Genomic DNA, 16,887 nt, shown 5'->3' on the forward strand with positions numbered 1-16,887 from the left:
CGATGTGGCGCCGGGTGCGGCGGCTGGCGGCGGCCGCCATGTGGGCAAAGAGATCGGCAAACAGCTCCCACGGGCGCTTGGCGTTGGCATCGGCCAGGGTCGAGCGGGCGGGCACCTTGGCGCCCGCGTGATAGAGCCGGGCCTTGTGGCTGGCCATCGCCGCCTCGATCTCGCGCAGGCTCTCGGCCCCCGCAAGCTGGGCAAACAGAAGCGCCAGGAACTGGCTCCGGGACGGCAGCCGCCGCACCCGGTGATCGGCCCGCCGTTCATCCACAAGCCGTTCGAACACGGACCAGGGGACATGCTTCTGAACCTGATGAAACACGCTATTCTCATGCCGCATGACATTGACTTCCTGCTCGTGTCCAGACCGCCGCTAAACGCCTGAACACAAGTAGAATCAATGTCATGCACCTTGTCCAGAAACTTAAACCGGACAGCAGTGGCACAAGGCGGGGATGACCGCAGAAGGGTTGGGTTGCGTGGTACTTTGGCGCTATGAGAAACGCCAAAGCGTGTTGTTGCGTCGCTCCATTCAGCGATGTGCCTGTGGTCCTGTCCCCGAGATCAGCCCGCTCCGATACTTCAGGCGTCCGCGACTGCATCCTCTTCGGTCCGGGTGGCCTCCGCATGCTGCAGCGCGGCGGCGATGGTGGCCGGGTCTTCGGCACCGGCGAGCGCGAAGCGGCCGTCAATGATGAAGAACGGCACGCCGGTCACGCCCATTTCACTGGCCTGGTCGATCTGTCGCTTCAGCTTGGCAAGGTCCGAATCTGTCTCGAGCAATTGCTCGACGAGATCCGACTGCATGCCGGCCTTGGCGGAAATTTCGACCAGGGTTTCGGCCTTGGCCAGATTGCGCCCTTCGACGAAGTAGGCCTTGAACAGCAGCTCGACAACGTCATCCTGCAGGTCATCGGAGCGGGACCAGAGGATCAGGCGATGCGCATCCAGCGTATTCGGCGAGACTTCGATCTTTTCAAAGGCAAAGGGAATGCCTTCTTCGCGACCGGCTTGCCTGACGCGTTCATAGGCCACCTCGGCCCGCTCGGCGCCGCCGAACTTCTCGTTCAGATAGGTCGCCCGGTCTTTGCCCTCTGGCGGCAGGGTCGGGTCAAGCTGATAGGGATGCCAGCGCACATCGACGGCAATCCCGGGAACCGACTTGATCGCCTTCTCGAGCCGCTTCTTGCCGATATAGCACCACGGACACATCACATCGGAGATGACATCAACCACGAGGGGCTTGAGTTCGGACATGCAGGGCTCCTCGTGAAAGCAGGCTTGGCGGTGAACGGGGTCCATCAAAACGGACATACGGATGATTTTGCCGAAGACTAGTTACCGAGAGGTGCAGGCGCAAGACCGGCGTGTCGGGCAACGGTCAAAGGGCGGTCTGCCCCAGAATGGCTGAAATCCGCTGCTGCAGCAGGGACCCGCCCTGGTCGCCTTTCAGAACGGCGACTGGCCCAAGTCCGCGCACGGCGCAGACCAGGTCTTCCTCGCGGCTTGTCGCATCGGCAATCGACAGGACGGCCCCGGTCATGTCGCCGGACAAGGATGCAACGGGCAGCAAGGCCGTCTCGACCTTCGGCATCAGATGCAGTTCGCTGAGCCCCAAGCCGCGCGGATCGCACAGCGCCCGGCATCCGGCCAGATAGCGGCCATATTTTTCGATCGGCAAGCCACCGCGCCCGGCTTCCTGCAGCAGCCACACCCGGCTTTCGGCAAGAACGCGATCGGCCAGCCTGCGGCGGCGGCCAAGGCGGATCGCGGCGGCGAGGCGTGCGGCGAGCTGCCGTTTGCCCAGGTCGCCTGACAGCACATCATTCGCGCCGGCCCGGAACAGCGGTTCAAGGTCACGTTGGCCTGTCGACATGACCAGAACCGGAACACGAGCAAAGCGCGCATCCCGCCTGAGGCGTTCGATCGTATCGACCGCCTCCTCTGCCGGAGTGTCGAGGATGACAGCGTCAAAAGCGCGTTGTCCGAGATACGTCTCGCCCATGTCCGCCGTCAGGGCACCGACAAGCGTCACGTTGCGCGCCCTGGCGTCGAAGAGATCAAGAAAGCGTTGCCCGAGCCCAATCACCAGAAGACCCGAGCCCCCTGTGTGATGCGGCGCGGCCCCAAAATGAGGCACACGGCCAAACACAAGTCGCCGCAGCCGGGCTTCCTCATTGCGCAGGATCGCCCGTTGCAGCGCGCAGATCATCCGGAACAGCGCATCAGCGGGAATCCCGGCATTAATCAGGGCATGGCTGCGGGGCAAGGGATCAGGAAGGACCGTGTCGGACCGGGTGAGGGCGATGACAGGAACCTCGGCCTTCAGGCGCCCGATATCGGCAAGCGCCATGGCGAGGCTGAAGCGGGTGGACGGATCGTCCAGATACAGAAGGACGGCCGCCGGCAACCGGTTGGCATTTGCAGTCGAACTACCGAGATCAACATCGTCGGGCCAACCGGGAACGGATGCCCCCTTCGGTCCACCGAGACGCCAGATCGGCCCCTGCCACACCAGGGCGCTGTCGCCCTCCCGGTCCGGTCCGTTCATCGCTCAGGCCACCTGCTGGGCGAGCCGCTGGACGCGCATGGCAAGACGGGCCCGATCAACACTGCCATCGTCATTGCGCGGCAGGGACGACAGCATCAGCACGCGGGTCGGGATCTTGGCAAGGTCGACCCGTTCGGTGTCGAGAAAGGCGAAGAAGGCCTTCCCGTCCGGTGCGGTGCCGGGCTTGGCGACCAGGGCAGCATAGAGGCGTGCGCCGAGGATCGGGTCCTCGACCAGGAAGGCAGCCGCATCGCTGACTTCGGGATAGGAGGCAAAGATCTGGTCGATGCCCGTGAGATCGCCGACGCCGGGGGCATGTTCACCCGGGATGCCGAAACCAGCCAGCCCGCCGTCGGTCAACCGAAGCGAAATGCCTGTGCGAAGAAATCCGGCCTTGTCGGTTGCAGGTCCCTCGTCGGCTCCTCCGCCGGATTTCCATCCCCGGTCTGGAACCATCGGGCCTCGGACAAGAAGCCGCGCAGGCCTGCCATCCTCCGGATCATCGACCTTGATCTCCAGCAGATGCGGCCCGCTGTCGTTGCCTGAGGGGGCGGAAATCTTGCCGGTCGCGACCGGCAGGATCCGGGCCGACTTGCCCCGCAGCCGGGCGACCATGGCGTATTCATCGGCCACATGCAGGTCGACGAGCGTGTGACGCGGCACGAAGGTCGCCGCCTGAGGCGCCGAAATGCTCCAGCAGGCCACCAGCGTCGTGCTTTTGCGGGCGAGCCGCGCATCCATGGCCTCGGCGAGTGGCCCGGGCAACAGGACGTAGTCTGCCTTTACCTCGTCCGCATGGGCGGACAGGCGGGCCAGCGCCGTTGGATGGTGCAGATGCAGCGTGCCATTCGACAACAGCCAGGGCACCAGGCCGGCCCCAAGGCCCGTCAGGCCACTGAGGGCATAGGGCACGATGATCTGCGCGCCATCCTCAAGACGGGTTTCGAGATAGGGCATGAAGCCGGCGGCAATCCACTGGTTGTGGCTGCGGGTCACAGGGGTGGCAGCAAGGCCGTTGCGGGACCAGGTGATCGTTGCGGTATGCTCGGCCGCCTCGGACCTGTTGAGTTCGGGCGCCGTCAGGCCATCGCCCATTTCGGCGAGCATCGGGCCAAGGTCGATCAGCCCGTCCGGCACATCCTTGCCGAGGCCAAAGACGAAGCGCAGGCTGAACAGTTCAGCCGCCACGTCGCGCGCGGCAAAGCCGGTGTCCCGGGTTTCAAGCCGGTCGGCGGCCACCAGTCCCTTGGCACCGAGCCGGTTCATGGCGTCCAGCACATCCTTCTGCCGCCAGTGCAGGGGCAGCGGACAGGCGATCAATCCGGCCCGCAGGGAGGCCATGAAGGCGATGACCGCATCGACGGTGTTGGGGGCGTGCAGGCCGATCACATGATCGGTCGCAAGGCCGACAGCGGCAAAGAAACCGGCCAGTCGATCAACTTCGGCCTCGGCCTCTGCATAGGTCAGGCTGCGCGGCGCGCCGCCGGTCCACTCGGCCCTGTCCGGCGCATCCACCAGCGCCAGGCGATCCGGATAGGACTCGGCCGCCTTGCGGAACAGGCCGTCCAGGGTGACCCGTCCCCAGACCTGGTTCAGCCTGTGGCTCTCGATGGTTTCGGCTGGCGTCGTGATCATGATCGGGCGATCCTCTGGATCAATTGCCGGGCTTTACCGACCACCAGGTCGGGAACTCGTAGCCATAAAGCGGGAACGTGGCGGGCGCGGCGATGCGGGTCCACTGGCCGAGCCATTCGGCCGGCGGATGGAACAGCGGCACGGCATAGGCACCCGACACCAGCACCCGGTCGAGGGCGCGCACGGCAGAAACGAAATCCTCGCGGCTGCGCGCGGCGACCATGGCGTCGATCAGCGCGTCAATTGCCGGTTCCTTCGCCCCGGTGATGTTGAGCGACCCCGGTGTATCGGCGGCCTTCTGCGACCATCGGCCAACCTGCTCGCCGCCCGGCGAAAGCGAGGCCGCCCAGGTGTAGAACACCATGTCGAAGTCGAACTTGATCCGCCGTTCCTCGAACTGCGACGGGTCGACCGTGCGCACGCTGGCCTTGATGCCGATGAGATCGAGACCGCGCGAATAGGCGAGGGCGAGCTTCTCCTCATCCTCGTTCTTGGTCATGATCTCGAATGTCGCCGGCTGGCCGGCCGGATCGACCAGGACCCGGTCCTTGAGGCTGTATCCGGCCTCCTGCAACAGATCCAGCGCCGCCTTCAGGACAGTGCGGTCCCGTCCGGAGCCGTCCGTTGCGGCCGGCTTCCAGGTGCCCTCCAGGACCTCTGGGAGGACAACGCCCGGGAAAGATGCAAGCAACTCCCGCTCGCGCGCATCAGCCGGACGGCCGATGGAGGACAGCTCGGAATTGTCCCAGTATCCGGCGGTGCGTTTGTAAAGATCTGAGTAGAGGTTGCGGTTGACCCACTCGAAATCGAACAGCATCGACAGGGCCTGGCGGACGCGGCGATCGGCGAACAACGGCCGTCGCGTGTTGAAGGCCATCCCTTGCATGTTCGCCGGCGTCCCCTTGACGATTTCGGTGCGGACCACCTTGCCGTCCTTGGCCGCCGGGAAATCGAAGCCGTTGACCCAGCGCGTCGGATTGGAGAAGGGCAACACGTCGATCAGGCCCTTGCGGAAGGATTCCTCAAGGGATGTCTCGTCACGGAAATACTCAACGCGAATCTCGTCGAAATTGTCAAAGCCGCGCTTCTGCGGCAAATCCTTGGCCCAGTAGTCCGGATTGCGCCGGTAGACCACGCGGCGTCCCGGGACGATTTCCGCAAAGACATATGGACCGGTGCCGAGCGGCGGCTTCAGGGTCGACTTGTCAAAATTTTCCGCGTCTGTTGCTGCCTTCGAGAACATCGGCGCCAGCGCAATGAGCAGCGGCAGCTCGCGGTTCGTTCCATCCTTGAAGGAAATTCGCACCGTCCGCTCGCCCATCACTTCGAAATTCGTGATCTGGGCATACCAGTTGCGGAACGGCGGGCGGCCCTTGTCGCGCATGATCTGCAGCGAGAAGATGACGTCATCAACGGTGAAAGGAGAGCCGTCGGAGAACTTGGCCTTCGGGTTCAGCGTGAATTCGATCCATTCACGGCTGTCCGGCATGCGCACGAATTCGGCCAGGTGCCCGTAAAGCGTGAAAGCCTCGCCATTGTTGCGCATCATCAGGCTTTCGGTGATGTTCTCACCGAACTGGCGCTCCTTCATGCCGCGGGCGCTGGTAAAGCCGCCTTGCACGATGAAGGAATTGAGGCTGTCGAAGGTACCCTGGACACCGAGCGTCAGGATGCCGCCCTTGGGCGCGTCCGGATTGGCATAGGTGAAATGGCTGAACCCGCTCGGCAAGGCCGGTTCACCGTGCATGGAGATGGCATGCACGGCCGGAACCTGCGGATCACGCACATCGGCCAGTGAGGCGTTGCAGAACAAAGTCGCGCCAAAAGGTAACAGCAAGAGCGGCGGCAGGGCTGTCGCAAGCAGTTGGCGGCGTGTCACGGAACGGCGTAACGCCTGGGCATTTCGCAGCATATCAGTCATGGACCCGCTGGAGCCTCCTTGATTCTCAAGCGTGGATGTTAACACAGGCCCCATGCGCTGCTGCTGTTTTGGCACTTTCCAGTGCTGGAAATTCGCATGCGATGTGGTTAAACATGGGCCCGCGCATTTCGGGTCACCCTGTTGCCGTATTCATCGGCCATCGGGTGATCTTAAGAAGGGCTTGGCTTGAACGTCCGTCACGACCGGGCTGCGGCATTCAGCTGCGCGGACAACGAGTTCGAGAATGGCCCTTGGGACAGCGAACGCACAATCGAGGATGGTTTCTGATGACGAGCTTTTTTAAGAAGGGTATGGCGGGCTGTGCGGTCGCGGCGCTTGCCGTGCTTGGGTCTGTGGCCGGCGTGAACGCCCAGACGGCCGAGCAGGAGTCCCCGTGGGTCAAGGTCTGCAACACCGACCCGAACGTGAACAAGGAAATCTGCCTCATCACCCAGGAACTGCGGACCGCCACCGGCCAGTTCCTGTCGTCCGTCGCCGTGCGTGAAATCGCCGGAGAAGCCCGCAAGACCCTGTTGATCGCCGTGCCGACCGGTATGCTGATCCAGCCGGGCCTGCGCGTCCAGGTCGATGCCGGCAAGCAGACGGAAGCCAAATACGGCATCTGCTTCCCGAACGCCTGCTATTCCGAACTGGTGATCGATGATGCGTTCGTCGGTCAGCTGAAGAAGGGCACCAAGCTGGTCCTGACCACGCTGAACCAGCAGGCAAAGCCGGTTCCGCTGGAACTGACGCTCGCCGGCTTCACCAAGGTCTATGACGGCGCACCGATGGATGTTGCCGAGATCGAGAAGAAGCAGGAGCAGCTGCAGAACGAACTGCAGCGCCGCGCTGACGAAGCCCGTCAGAAGCTGATCGAGAAGCAGCAGTCCGCCACTGGCAACTGATATCGCCCGGATCCGGAACGTTTAGAACAGCAGACGCCGCATCTCCGGATGCGGCGTTTTCGTTTGCATTGTCGTGCAGCCAAGCCACGGGGCGAACGGAGCCGAGCCCTCAGTGCATCCCTATCGACCGGGGGATATAGGACCCGTCCGAGTTTTCCGCGAAAATCTCGTCCAGCTGCGGGTGGCGCAGCGGCTCGCCGGTCATGTCGGGAACAAGGTTCTGTTCCGAGACATAGGCGACATATTCCGTCTCCGCGTTCTCGGCCAGCAGGTGGTAATAGGGCTGGTCGCGCGAGGGGCGGACGTCTTCGGGAATGGCGTTCCACCATTCCTCGGTGTTGGAAAAGGTCGGATCGACATCAAAAATCACCCCGCGAAAGGGGTAAACCCGGTGGCGAACGACCTGCCCGATCTTGAATTTTGCAGTACGCATGACAGTCACCGTGCACAGGGTCGCGGCACCGTCGCAGCTCCCGTTCGAGGGTTGCAGCTGATGTCCGGTACCTTACGACGTTTTACACGATACTACTCAACTGTCTAAAGACCGTAAACCTCGGCAAGGCCAGGGTCGCGCGATGCGACAACCCGCGCCAGGTCGACAATCACCTTCGCCTGTTTCCAGGTCGCGTCGTCCTGCATCTTGCCATCGATCATCACCGCACCGGAGCCATCCGGCATGGCGTCGAGGATCTTTCGGGCAAAGGCCACTTCGGCAGGATCAGGCGAGAACACCCGCTTGGCGATCTCGATCTGTGTCGGATGCAGGGACCAGGCCCCGAGGCACCCCATCAGGAACGCATTGCGGAACTGCGCTTCACACGCCGCCGGATCGGAGAAGTCACCGAACGGCCCATAGAACGGCTTCAGACCGGCAGACAGACAGGCATCGACCATCTTGGCGACGGTATAATGCCACAGGTCCTGCTGATAGGCGGTGCGCGGCGCGCCATCATTGCCGGCGTCGGCCAGCACGGCATAGTCCGGATGGCCGCCGCCAACCCGGGTTGTCTTCATGCCGCGCGAGGCGGCAAGATCGGCCGGACCGAGGCTCATGCCGTGCATGCGCGGGGAAGCGGTGGCAATGGCCTCGACATTCTTGACGCCCTCGGCGGTTTCAAGAATGGCGTGGATCAGGATCGGCCGGGACAGGCCTGCCTTTGCCTCGAGCTGGGCCAGCAACTGGTCAAGGTAGTGGATGTCCCAGGGGCCTTCGACCTTGGGCAGCATCACCACGTCCAGCTTGTCGCCAACAGCCGGCACGATCTCCAGGAGGTCATCGAGAAACCAGGGGCTGTTGAGGCAGTTGACCCGGGTCCACAGACCCGTCTTGCCGAAGTCATTGGCCCTTGCCATCTCGATGAAGCCATGGCGGGCGGCGACCTTGGCATCGGCCGGGATGGCGTCCTCGAGATTGCCGAGAACCACATCCACCTGAGAAATGAGATCCGGCACCTTGGCTCGCATCTTTTCGATATGCGGCGGCACGAAATGGATCATCCGTTCAAGGCGCACAGGCAGGTCGCGAAACGGGGCAGGGGCGCCGATGGCAAGCGGGGCGTAGAAGGCACGCGGGGTCTTCATGTCGGATCCCTCCGTCTGGAATTGGGGTCCCTGCCGCTATAGCCTGTTTGTTGCGCCGCAACCATTGACCGAAAGACGCAGGTGTCGCCCGCGCGTCACGCGGACCATTTGCGATGGATCCACATCCACTGCTCGGGGCACTCGCGGATCCAGGCCTCGAACTGGGCATGAATGGCTTCAGTTCCTGCCTGGATGTCGGCGTCCTTGTCGTCGGTGCGCGGCAGGATCAGGCCACGTCCCTCGATCCGGAACCGGACGCCGTCGAGGCGGACGGTGCGGCCCATGATGATCGGCACATTGCAGGCGCGCGCAAGGCTCACCGGAACCGGCGTTGCATAGGCCTGCTGGCCAAAAAACGGGACGACCAGTCCGCGCCGTTCGCGCAGGTCCGACATGATCGCCACCGCGCCGCCCTGGCGCAGGATGGCAACGAGCCGCCGTGCCGTCTGATGGCCCTTGGAGAACAGCCCACCCGGATAAAGCTCGACGCGCAGGCGCCGGAGCACATCGTCGGAATGAGGGTTTTTCAGCGCCTGATAGACGCCGGTGATCGGGACACCCTGCCAGACAGCGGGGGCGACGCAAAGTTCCCAGTTGCCGCTGTGCAGCGAGACGAACACGCAGCCGCCGTTGCGCGCGAACACGTCCCGGGTGAGGTCGTCGATATCGATCTCGAATCTCTGGTGCTGGTGCAGCAGCCGGTCGATGTGGAAGGTTTCAGCCGCGACCCGGCCCAGGTTGTCCCACATGCCGTCTACGATCCGTGCCCTGTCCGCCGGGCTCAGCTCCGGCATCGCCGCGCCCAAGTGCCGCAGAGCGCGTTTGTGCCGGGCATTGAGGGGCGCGATCCGGCGCCACAGCCACCCCATTACGGCTGAGGCGACATCGACGGGAACGAGGCGGAACAGCCCGACGACGCACATCAACGCCAGCCACTCGATCCGGCGAACCGTGGTTGCTGTCAGCCGGGAGAGGGATGTCTGCATGGCAGGCGTGATCCGTGCTTTCAGGGCGCAAGGTCCAGCGTCATGTTGCTCGCCCTGTCTGGCGCGGTGAGATCATGCGACCGAGGCTTCATTGACCGCCCGGTTGGAACAGGCTAGGCCTGATAGCAACGCCCTGAACGCCATGCAAGCGGGTTGCGATCCCGGCAGAGCAGTCCGGAACAGTCATGCAAGACGTCATTTCACTCGCCTTTCCGTTTTTCGGCCTGATCTTCCTTGGCTTTGCCGCAGGCAAGTTCAAGGACATCCCACCCTCTGGTATGGCCTGGATGAATTTCTTCATCATCTATGTCGCCTTGCCGGCGTTGTTCTTCCGGCTCCTGTCCGAAACGCCGGTCGAACAACTGACGGATCTGAGCTATGTGACCGCTACCACCTTCGCCACCTATACGGTCTTTGCCATCGCCTTTTGTATTGGCGTGCTGGCAACCCGGGGCAACATTGCCGAATCCACCATCATGGCGATTGGCGGGTCCTATTCGAACATCGGCTACATGGGGCCGGGGCTGACCATGGCGGTGCTGGGCCCTGCGGCGACGGTACCGACCGCCTTCGTGCTATGTTTCGACAACACGCTGATGTTCATCCTTGCGCCGCTGATGATGGCCATGTCGGGCACCGACAAGGAACCGATCACCCGGACCTTGTGGAAGGTCGTGGTCCGCGTCTTCACCCATCCCTTCATCTTGGCGACCATCGCCGGTGTCGGAGCGGCCTTCATCGGCTTCAAGCCGCCGCAGGGGCTGGACACCATGCTGAAGTTCCTCTCCGGCGCGGCGGCGCCCTGCGCCCTGTTCGCCATGGGGGTGACCGTCGCCCAGCGGCCGATCGGACGCATCCCGCTCGAACTGCCGGCCCTGCTCGCCGTCAAGCTGGTGCTGCATCCTGTGCTTGTGTTTCTGCTGTTGAACTGGATTGGCGGCTTTGACCCGGTCTGGATCGCTACGGCCGTGCTGATGGCTTGCCTGCCGCCAGCGACGAATGTGTTCGTCATCGCGCAGCAGTATCAGGTTTACATGAACCGGGCCTCGAGCCTTGTCATGATCGGCACCATGGTCTCGGTGATCACCGTGACCGGCTTCATCTATGCCATTACCAACGGCTGGCTGACGCCAGCCGTCTGATCAGGACGTTTGACGCTTACCGCCGTCCGAGCTGGGAGAAGAGGCGCGGGCGACCGGCAACCGGCGTGATGCCTTCGCGCATCAACATGCGGCGCAACGGCCCGACGCGTCCCGCCGCATAGAGCCCGAAACTGCGTGCGGCCTGCACCGGCAGCAGATCGGTCAAAAGCGACCGGTTGAGCAGGTCGACCGCCGTCGTCCGCGTGGAAATGTCAACGCGGCGGGCGGATTCGTAGCGGCCAAGGGTCAGATCGCTGCCGATGTCGTCGCCGCGTTCCTTTGCCTCGCGCAAGACCCCGCCGAGATCGGCGACATCGCGTAAGCCGAGATTGAGCCCCTGTGCACCAATCGGGGGGAAGACATGCGCCGCCTCGCCGACCAGGGCGCAGCGCCTTGCCGCGACAGAGCGGGCGATGAGCCCGGACAGCGGATAGACCTGACGCGCGCTGGCGATGCGGAACTTGCCCAGGATCGAATGCGCCCGCCGTTCAAGGTCCAGTGCCAGCGCCTCATCGGTGTAAGATTTCAGATGCTGTGCCGTTTCCGGGGTCACCACACAGACAAGCGAAGACATCCGGCCGGGCAGGGGCACCAGCGTGAAAGGGCCGGTCGGCGTGTGGAACTCGGTTGAAATCGACTGATGCGGCCGGTCATGCTCCAGATTGAGCACCAGCGCCTGCTGCGGATAGGTCCAGGTCCGCACGTCAATGCCGGCCGCCGCACGCACCATCGAATTGCGCCCGTCAGCACCAACGACAAGTGCAGCCGCAAGCGTCGTTCCGTCATCGAGCTGGACAGTCACCTGATCCTCGGCAGGCATGACCCGCTCGACCTTGGCCTTGACAAAGCTCAGCCCGGGTTCCCGGTCTGCTGCATCCTCCAGGATGGCGTTCAGTTCCCGGTTCAGGACGTTGTAGCCGAAGGCCTCGAGCTGTAGTTCGCTGGCGTCGAAGGTGATCTCTGGCGCCCGGATCAGGCGGCCTGTGTCGTCGATCAACCGCATATGGGCAAGGGCGGCAGCACGCGGAGCGATCTCCTGCCAGAGGCTGAGTTCGTCGAGCAAATTGACCGAGGCCTGCAGCAGCGCCGTCGTGCGGCCATCTTCCCTGTTGACGGCAGGGGCAACCAGGACCGTCTGCAGCCCGCGCCGGGCGAGCAGGATCGCCGTTGTCAGCCCTGACGGGCCCGCGCCGATCACGATGACGTCGTTTGTCTGCCGGGTCGGCGGGACCGGGGCGTGGGAGGCCTTGGTGCTCATGGTTTCAATCCCTTGCTGGCGCCAGTTGCGCGGGAGAATGGCGCTTTCGGCGGGATTTGCAAGTGTTGCCCCCTGGGGCAGATTGACCTGACGCAAAGCGCCGCATCTCGGGGTAAGGTAGCTGGGTGTTGAATGCGCGCGCTGTCGGCGTCCGGTCGGCGTCCAGCTCCGCAATGCCCGGCTAGAAACTGGAACCCGGATGTCCGACGAGCCTTATCCCGCAACACCTTTACGCCCGCGAACCGAAAGTCGGGACAGGCGGCGGGAACGGTTTGTTGTGACCGGGCTTGTCGGTCTGCTTGCCGTCATCGGCTGGGCGTATCTGATGGCAATGGTAGTGGCCATGGTCCCGGTGATGGACATGACCGAGGCCGGACCGGGGATGGGACTTCTCAACAGGTTCAATCTCTTTGCCGGCCTGCCGGCCGAGGCGCGGGCGGCGCTTGCGGTCCTTTGCCTGCCCGGTGAAGTTGCGACCTTCGGCATGCCGGATGGCACCAGCCTGGCCGGTGACACCGGCCTCGTCTTTGTCATGTGGATGATGATGACCCTGGCGATGATGCTGCCGAGCGCGCTACCGGTGTTCATCGCCCATGCCGGCCGTTGGCCGCAACGACATCTGCTGGCGTCTACGGGTTTTCTGGCGCTGGGATATCTCGGCGTCTGGACCGGTTACGCGATCCTGGCCACGGTCGCGCAACTGCTTCTGTCGGCTGCCGGGCTGTTATCGCCCATGATGGCCCCGGTGAGCCTGGTCCTGGCGGGAACGACCCTGATTGCCGCCGGGCTGTATCAGTTCACTCCGGCTAAGCTGTCGTGCCTGTCCCGCTGCTGGGTGCCGCGCTGGCAAAGCACCGGTCCGGATGGTTCGCCGCGCTCCCTCATGCAGGAGGGGCTGGTTCAGGGGCTTGCCTGTTTTGGTTGCTGCTGGGCGATGATGACGGTGATGTTTGCCGTCGGGATCATGAATGTCGTCTGGGTCGCCGTGCTCGGAACAATCATGGCGGTTGAAAAGAATGTCCCAAGCCTCTGGCTTTACAAAGTAATCGGAATCTTCTTCATTGCCTGGGGCGGGTTGCTTCTGGTCCTTGCCACCGGCGCGCTGGCCTGATCCGCGGCTTCATTCCCAGTCCCGCGTCTCCGTTGCCGTCCCTTCATTCCGGCTTTTTCTGCAAGGGGACTGGTCAACCCGTCATGAAATTGAAATAATGCACCGGGAAGCGGCCTTGTTTCGGCCACTGCCTTTGCCTGACCCTGCGGATTATGCAGCGTGCAGGGGCTCGGTCGTCATTGTATCGGCGGCCGGTCGAGGAGACTGGTGCTCAATCGCCGCGCGGCGATCCGCGTTGCCGCCTGCCTGCGTGGGACATGTCCTTCGGTGGCAGATGGTATATGACCGGACGAAGTGGAAGACGAACCGTCGTGACCGATATTACTCCTGGCAAGGACAGGGCCGAACCGGCGCTGTTCTTGATCCATATCCTGACCGCCTCTGGCGCGCCGATTGCCCTGATCGCGCTGCTCGCGGGTGCGCGTGGCAACTGGCAGGAGATGTTCGCCTGGCTCGGTCTAGCCCTCGTCGTCGATGGCATCGATGGCCCGCTCGCCCGCCGGTTCAACATCGCCGAGCGATTGCCGCGCTGGTCAGGTGCCTCGCTCGATTTCGTCATCGACTATGCAACTTATGTCTTCCTGCCGGCCTTTGCCCTGTCTGCCAGCCCGATGCTGGGTCAGCCGTGGAACTGGATCTGCGGTGGCCTCGTCGTGTTCACAGGTGCGCTGTACTTTGCCGACAACGGCATGAAGACACATGACAAGGCCTTCAAGGGGTTTCCCGCCTGCTGGAACATGGTGGTGTTCGGGCTGATGCTGCTGTCGCCAAGCCAGGGCTTCACCATTGCGGTGGTTTTGGCCTGCTGCGTGTTCACGTTCCTGCCGGTCCGCTTTGTCCATCCGGTTCGCGTCAAGCGCTGGCGTCCCCTGACCCTGTGTGTCACGGTCGCCTGGCTGGCCACCGCCGGCATCGGCCTTTACAACGAGATGAGCCTCAGCGAACCGCAGGCGATCATTTTCGCCTTGTCGAGCCTGTATCTTCTGACAGTATCTGCCCTGCATCAGGCGTTGGAACGCTATTTCTGAGCAGGGAGCTTGTCGATGCTTGACTGGATGGCAGATCCACAGATCTGGGCCAGCCTCCTCACCTTGACCGTGATGGAAGTTGTTCTCGGCATCGACAATATCGTATTCATTTCAGTCCTCGTCGCAAGGCTACCGGCAGAGCAGGCGAAAAAGGCCCGTCAGATCGGTCTTGGCCTCGCGTTGATCTTCCGGATAGCGCTCTTGTCCGTCCTGACCTTGCTGGTCGGCCTGACGGCGCCGATCTTCAGCCTGTTCGAGCACGGCTTCTCCTGGCGTGATCTGATCCTCATCGCCGGCGGTCTCTTCCTGCTGTTCAAGGCGACCCACGAGATCCACAAGGGTATCGAGCACGAGGAGGAGGGCGCGAAGGCTCCCGTTGCCGCCACATTTGCCGCTGTCATTGCCCAGATCATCGTTATCGACATGGTGTTCTCGGTCGATTCCATCATCACGGCGATCGGCATGGCGCAGCAGATCGGTGTAATGGTCGCCGCCGTCGTCATCGCCATGGTGGTGATGTACCTCGCCTCCGGCACCATCGCCCGGTTCATCGAGCAGCACCCGACGACCAAGATGCTGGCCTTGTCTTTTCTGATGCTGATCGGCGTTGCGCTGATTGCCGATGGGCTCGGGTTCCACATTCCGCGCGGGTATATCTATTTCGCCATGGCGTTTTCGGCGATGGTCGAGATCATCAACGTGCTGGCCAAGGCCCGCCGCCGGAAGGTAAACCTGCCGCATCACTGAGACAGCCTGAAACAGGGAGAGAACCTCATGCCCATGGCCATTCGTATCCACCGCACGGGCGGCCCGGAGGTCTTGACCTACGAGGAAGTGAGCGTTGCCGCCCCCATGGCCGGCGAAGCCCTGATCCGCCATACGGCAATCGGCCTCAACTTCATCGACACCTATTTCCGCTCGGGCCTCTATCCGGCGCCGAATGGGCTGCCGTTCATCCCGGGAAATGAGGGGGCAGGTGTGGTTGTCGCGGTCGGCGAGGGTGTCAGTCATGTGGCTCCCGGAGACCGGGTTGCCTATGTCGGCCCGCTCGGCGCCTATGCGCAGGAGCGGCTGGTGCCGGCCGATCGGCTGGTGAAACTGCCCAATGCGATCGATGACCGGACAGCAGCCGGCATGATGCTGAAGGGCATGACGGCGCGCTATCTCCTGCGGCGCACCTTCCGCGTTGGTCCTGAGACGACGCTGTTGTTCCATGCGGCGGCTGGCGGGGTCGGGCTGATTGCCGGGCAATGGGCCGCGCATCTTGGGGCAACCGTCATCGGGACGGTCGGCTCCGATGACAAGGCCGACCTGGCGCGGGCGCATGGCTACACCCATGTCATCAACTACAACCGGGAGAACTTTTCCGCCCGGGTCAAGGAGATCACGGACGGCAAGGGCTGCGATGTCGTCTATGATTCGGTGGGGCGCGATACCTATCCCGGGTCGCTCGATTGTCTGAAGCCTCTGGGTCTGTGGGTGTCCTTCGGCCAGTCATCCGGGCCGATTGCCGATTTCAACCTCGGCCTTCTCGCCCAGAAGGGTTCGCTCTTCGCCACCCGGCCGACCCTGTTCAGCTACATTGCGGCCCGGTCTGATCTCGAGGCAACCGCGCAGGACCTGTTCGACGTGGTCGCCGGCGGCGTCGTGTCCATCGGCATCAACCAGGAATATGCCCTGGCCGATGCAGCAACAGCCCACGCCGACCTGGAAGGCAGGCGCACCACCGGCACCACCGTCCTGTTGCCCGGCTGAGCATCATGGCACAGGGCGGAGACCGGTCCCGCAGCCTCTATGCGCCGGCCATGCGCTATTTCTCGGCCGTGGCCGAGCGTGGATCGATCCGCGCCGCAGCACGCGACCTCAATGTTGCCTCCTCGGCGGTCAACCGCCAGATCCTCTGGCTTGAGGAGGCCCTGGATCTGGCGCTGTTCGAACGGGTCGGGCGCGGCCTGCGGCTAGCACCTGCCGGAGAGGTTCTGCTCGCTCATGTTCGCCGCACTTATTCCGATTTTGACGGCACGATTGCCGAACTCGACGCCCTGAAGGGCCTGCGGCGCGGCACCGTCTCTGTTGCAACGGTCGAGAGTTTCGCCGAGACCATCCTGCCGGAGATCATCGGATCCTTCCGCAAGGCCTATCCCGGCATCCACGTGGCCATCACGGTGACGTCGGCGCAGCAGGCGGCAGCGCTTGTCGAAAGCGCGGAAGCCGATGTCGGCTTCACCTTCGATCCGCCGCGCACGGCGGCCCTGTCGGTTGCCTTTGCCCATGACCTGCCGATTGGTGCGGTAATGGCGCCCGATCATGCCGCAGCGCATGCCGGCGGCCTGACACTGGCTGACTGTCTGAAATATCCGATTGCCCTGCCGGCGCCCGGGCTGTCGCTGCGCACCCGCCTTGACGCAGCCCTTGCCCGTATTCCGGGGAACCTGCGCACCTATGTCGAAGCCAATTCCCTCAGTTTCATGCGGGCTCTGGCCCGGCGGGGCATGGCGATTACCTTTCAGACCCGGATCGGACTGGAGAAGGATCTGGAGGCCGGAACGCTCGTGTTCCGGCCGTTGGCCGATGCACCGCTGCAGCAGGATCGCTTTGCCATTGTGACCTCGTCCATGCGCGCATTGGCGCTTGCGCCGGGCATGTTCTTCGATCACGCCGTGATCACGTTGAAGGATCATTTGCCGACGATTGATGCCATTTAGGCATCGATAGACTTCGCAAATGGTTCTATGTTCTGCGTCGCTTTTGCGGCAACCTGATCAC

Annotated in this window: 16 protein-coding genes; 7 read left to right on the forward strand and 9 right to left on the reverse strand. The window is 63.3% G+C overall.

Annotated features, from left to right (window positions below; translation table 11 throughout):
* The 5 genes from ACTIFE_RS01365 to ACTIFE_RS01385 form a co-directional block, all read right to left on the reverse strand.
* Window positions 1–343: DUF4372 domain-containing protein (locus tag ACTIFE_RS01365; RefSeq protein WP_439527375.1), on the reverse strand; the 343-nt coding region annotated here is incomplete at its 3' end.
* Between the two features lie 242 nt (window positions 344–585).
* Window positions 586–1,260, reverse strand: a complete 675-nt coding sequence (locus ACTIFE_RS01370; RefSeq protein ID WP_439527376.1) for a DsbA family oxidoreductase — start codon at window positions 1,258–1,260, stop codon at window positions 586–588.
* 124 nt (window positions 1,261–1,384) lie between these two features.
* Entirely contained in the window at window positions 1,385–2,554 is a 1,170-nt protein-coding gene (locus ACTIFE_RS01375) for a hypothetical protein (protein WP_439527377.1), read from the reverse strand.
* A gap of 3 nt (window positions 2,555–2,557) precedes the next feature.
* A complete protein-coding gene (locus ACTIFE_RS01380) occupies window positions 2,558–4,189 on the reverse strand; it encodes an AMP-binding protein (protein WP_439527378.1) in 1,632 nt (543 codons plus the stop codon).
* A 19-nt stretch (window positions 4,190–4,208) separates the two neighbouring features.
* Complete coding sequence (locus tag ACTIFE_RS01385) at window positions 4,209–6,101, reverse strand: extracellular solute-binding protein (protein WP_439527616.1); 1,893 nt, start codon at window positions 6,099–6,101, stop codon at window positions 4,209–4,211.
* Window positions 6,102–6,397: 296 nt separating this feature from the next.
* Between ACTIFE_RS01385 and ACTIFE_RS01390 the strand changes: the two genes are divergently transcribed.
* Complete coding sequence (locus tag ACTIFE_RS01390) at window positions 6,398–7,015, forward strand: invasion associated locus B family protein (RefSeq protein WP_106754237.1); 618 nt, start codon at window positions 6,398–6,400, stop codon at window positions 7,013–7,015.
* A 109-nt stretch (window positions 7,016–7,124) separates the two neighbouring features.
* Here the strand turns inward: ACTIFE_RS01390 and hspQ are convergent, their stop codons facing one another.
* The 3 genes from hspQ to ACTIFE_RS01405 all read right to left on the reverse strand — a co-directional run bounded on the left by hspQ (window position 7,125) and on the right by ACTIFE_RS01405 (window position 9,582).
* A complete protein-coding gene (gene hspQ / locus ACTIFE_RS01395) occupies window positions 7,125–7,448 on the reverse strand; it encodes a heat shock protein HspQ (RefSeq protein WP_439527379.1) in 324 nt (107 codons plus the stop codon).
* Between the two features lie 104 nt (window positions 7,449–7,552).
* The gene (locus tag ACTIFE_RS01400) at window positions 7,553–8,596 is read right to left on the reverse strand and encodes an HpcH/HpaI aldolase/citrate lyase family protein (protein WP_439527380.1); all 1,044 of its coding nucleotides are present in this window, start codon (window positions 8,594–8,596) and stop codon (window positions 7,553–7,555) included.
* A 95-nt stretch (window positions 8,597–8,691) separates the two neighbouring features.
* Window positions 8,692–9,582: a lysophospholipid acyltransferase family protein gene (locus ACTIFE_RS01405; protein WP_439527381.1), complete on the reverse strand. Its 891-nt coding sequence runs from the start codon at window positions 9,580–9,582 to the stop codon at window positions 8,692–8,694.
* A 185-nt stretch (window positions 9,583–9,767) separates the two neighbouring features.
* Between ACTIFE_RS01405 and ACTIFE_RS01410 the strand changes: the two genes are divergently transcribed.
* Window positions 9,768–10,724, forward strand: a complete 957-nt coding sequence (locus ACTIFE_RS01410; protein ID WP_439527382.1) for an AEC family transporter — start codon at window positions 9,768–9,770, stop codon at window positions 10,722–10,724.
* A 16-nt stretch (window positions 10,725–10,740) separates the two neighbouring features.
* Here the strand turns inward: ACTIFE_RS01410 and ACTIFE_RS01415 are convergent, their stop codons facing one another.
* Window positions 10,741–11,982, reverse strand: coding sequence for a UbiH/UbiF family hydroxylase (locus tag ACTIFE_RS01415; RefSeq protein WP_439527383.1), 1,242 nt, complete (start codon window positions 11,980–11,982; stop codon window positions 10,741–10,743).
* Window positions 11,983–12,259: 277 nt separating this feature from the next.
* Between ACTIFE_RS01415 and ACTIFE_RS01420 the strand changes: the two genes are divergently transcribed.
* The 5 genes from ACTIFE_RS01420 to ACTIFE_RS01440 all read left to right on the forward strand — a co-directional run bounded on the left by ACTIFE_RS01420 (window position 12,260) and on the right by ACTIFE_RS01440 (window position 16,826).
* A complete protein-coding gene (locus ACTIFE_RS01420; protein ID WP_439527384.1) occupies window positions 12,260–13,093 on the forward strand; it encodes a DUF2182 domain-containing protein in 834 nt (277 codons plus the stop codon).
* A gap of 311 nt (window positions 13,094–13,404) precedes the next feature.
* Window positions 13,405–14,121 carry a CDP-alcohol phosphatidyltransferase family protein gene (locus tag ACTIFE_RS01425; protein WP_439527385.1) on the forward strand — a complete coding sequence of 239 codons (717 nt, stop codon included), beginning with the start codon at window positions 13,405–13,407 and terminating at the stop codon, window positions 14,119–14,121.
* 15 nt (window positions 14,122–14,136) lie between these two features.
* On the forward strand, window positions 14,137–14,868 hold the full coding sequence (locus ACTIFE_RS01430; RefSeq protein ID WP_439527386.1) for a TerC family protein: 732 nt from the start codon (window positions 14,137–14,139) through the stop codon (window positions 14,866–14,868).
* Between the two features lie 27 nt (window positions 14,869–14,895).
* A complete protein-coding gene (locus ACTIFE_RS01435; protein WP_439527387.1) occupies window positions 14,896–15,876 on the forward strand; it encodes a quinone oxidoreductase family protein in 981 nt (326 codons plus the stop codon).
* 5 nt (window positions 15,877–15,881) lie between these two features.
* Window positions 15,882–16,826, forward strand: a complete 945-nt coding sequence (locus ACTIFE_RS01440; RefSeq protein WP_439527388.1) for a LysR family transcriptional regulator — start codon at window positions 15,882–15,884, stop codon at window positions 16,824–16,826.
* Window positions 16,827–16,887: the final 61 nt, after the last annotated feature.

It is taken from the genome of Pannonibacter sp. (assembly GCF_051860505.1).
GTDB lineage: Bacteria > Pseudomonadota > Alphaproteobacteria > Rhizobiales > Stappiaceae > Pannonibacter.

Bases quoted from the DNA above. Each gene is read 5' to 3' on its own strand.
- ACTIFE_RS01440 (WP_439527388.1), top strand. From the start codon at position 15,882: ATGGCACAGGGCGGAGACCGGTCCCGCAGCCTCTATGCGCCGGCCATG.
- ACTIFE_RS01430 (WP_439527386.1), top strand. From the start codon at position 14,137: ATGCTTGACTGGATGGCAGATCCACAGATCTGGGCCAGCCTCCTCACC.
- ACTIFE_RS01380 (WP_439527378.1), bottom strand. From the start codon at position 4,189: ATGATCACGACGCCAGCCGAAACCATCGAGAGCCACAGGCTGAACCAG.
- hspQ (WP_439527379.1), bottom strand. From the start codon at position 7,448: ATGCGTACTGCAAAATTCAAGATCGGGCAGGTCGTTCGCCACCGGGTT.
- ACTIFE_RS01385 (WP_439527616.1), bottom strand. From the start codon at position 6,101: ATGCTGCGAAATGCCCAGGCGTTACGCCGTTCCGTGACACGCCGCCAA.
- ACTIFE_RS01370 (WP_439527376.1), bottom strand. From the start codon at position 1,260: ATGTCCGAACTCAAGCCCCTCGTGGTTGATGTCATCTCCGATGTGATG.
- ACTIFE_RS01400 (WP_439527380.1), bottom strand. From the start codon at position 8,596: ATGAAGACCCCGCGTGCCTTCTACGCCCCGCTTGCCATCGGCGCCCCT.
- ACTIFE_RS01405 (WP_439527381.1), bottom strand. From the start codon at position 9,582: ATGCAGACATCCCTCTCCCGGCTGACAGCAACCACGGTTCGCCGGATC.
- ACTIFE_RS01410 (WP_439527382.1), top strand. From the start codon at position 9,768: ATGCAAGACGTCATTTCACTCGCCTTTCCGTTTTTCGGCCTGATCTTC.
- ACTIFE_RS01415 (WP_439527383.1), bottom strand. From the start codon at position 11,982: ATGAGCACCAAGGCCTCCCACGCCCCGGTCCCGCCGACCCGGCAGACA.
- ACTIFE_RS01375 (WP_439527377.1), bottom strand. From the start codon at position 2,554: ATGAACGGACCGGACCGGGAGGGCGACAGCGCCCTGGTGTGGCAGGGG.
- ACTIFE_RS01435 (WP_439527387.1), top strand. From the start codon at position 14,896: ATGCCCATGGCCATTCGTATCCACCGCACGGGCGGCCCGGAGGTCTTG.
- ACTIFE_RS01390 (WP_106754237.1), top strand. From the start codon at position 6,398: ATGACGAGCTTTTTTAAGAAGGGTATGGCGGGCTGTGCGGTCGCGGCG.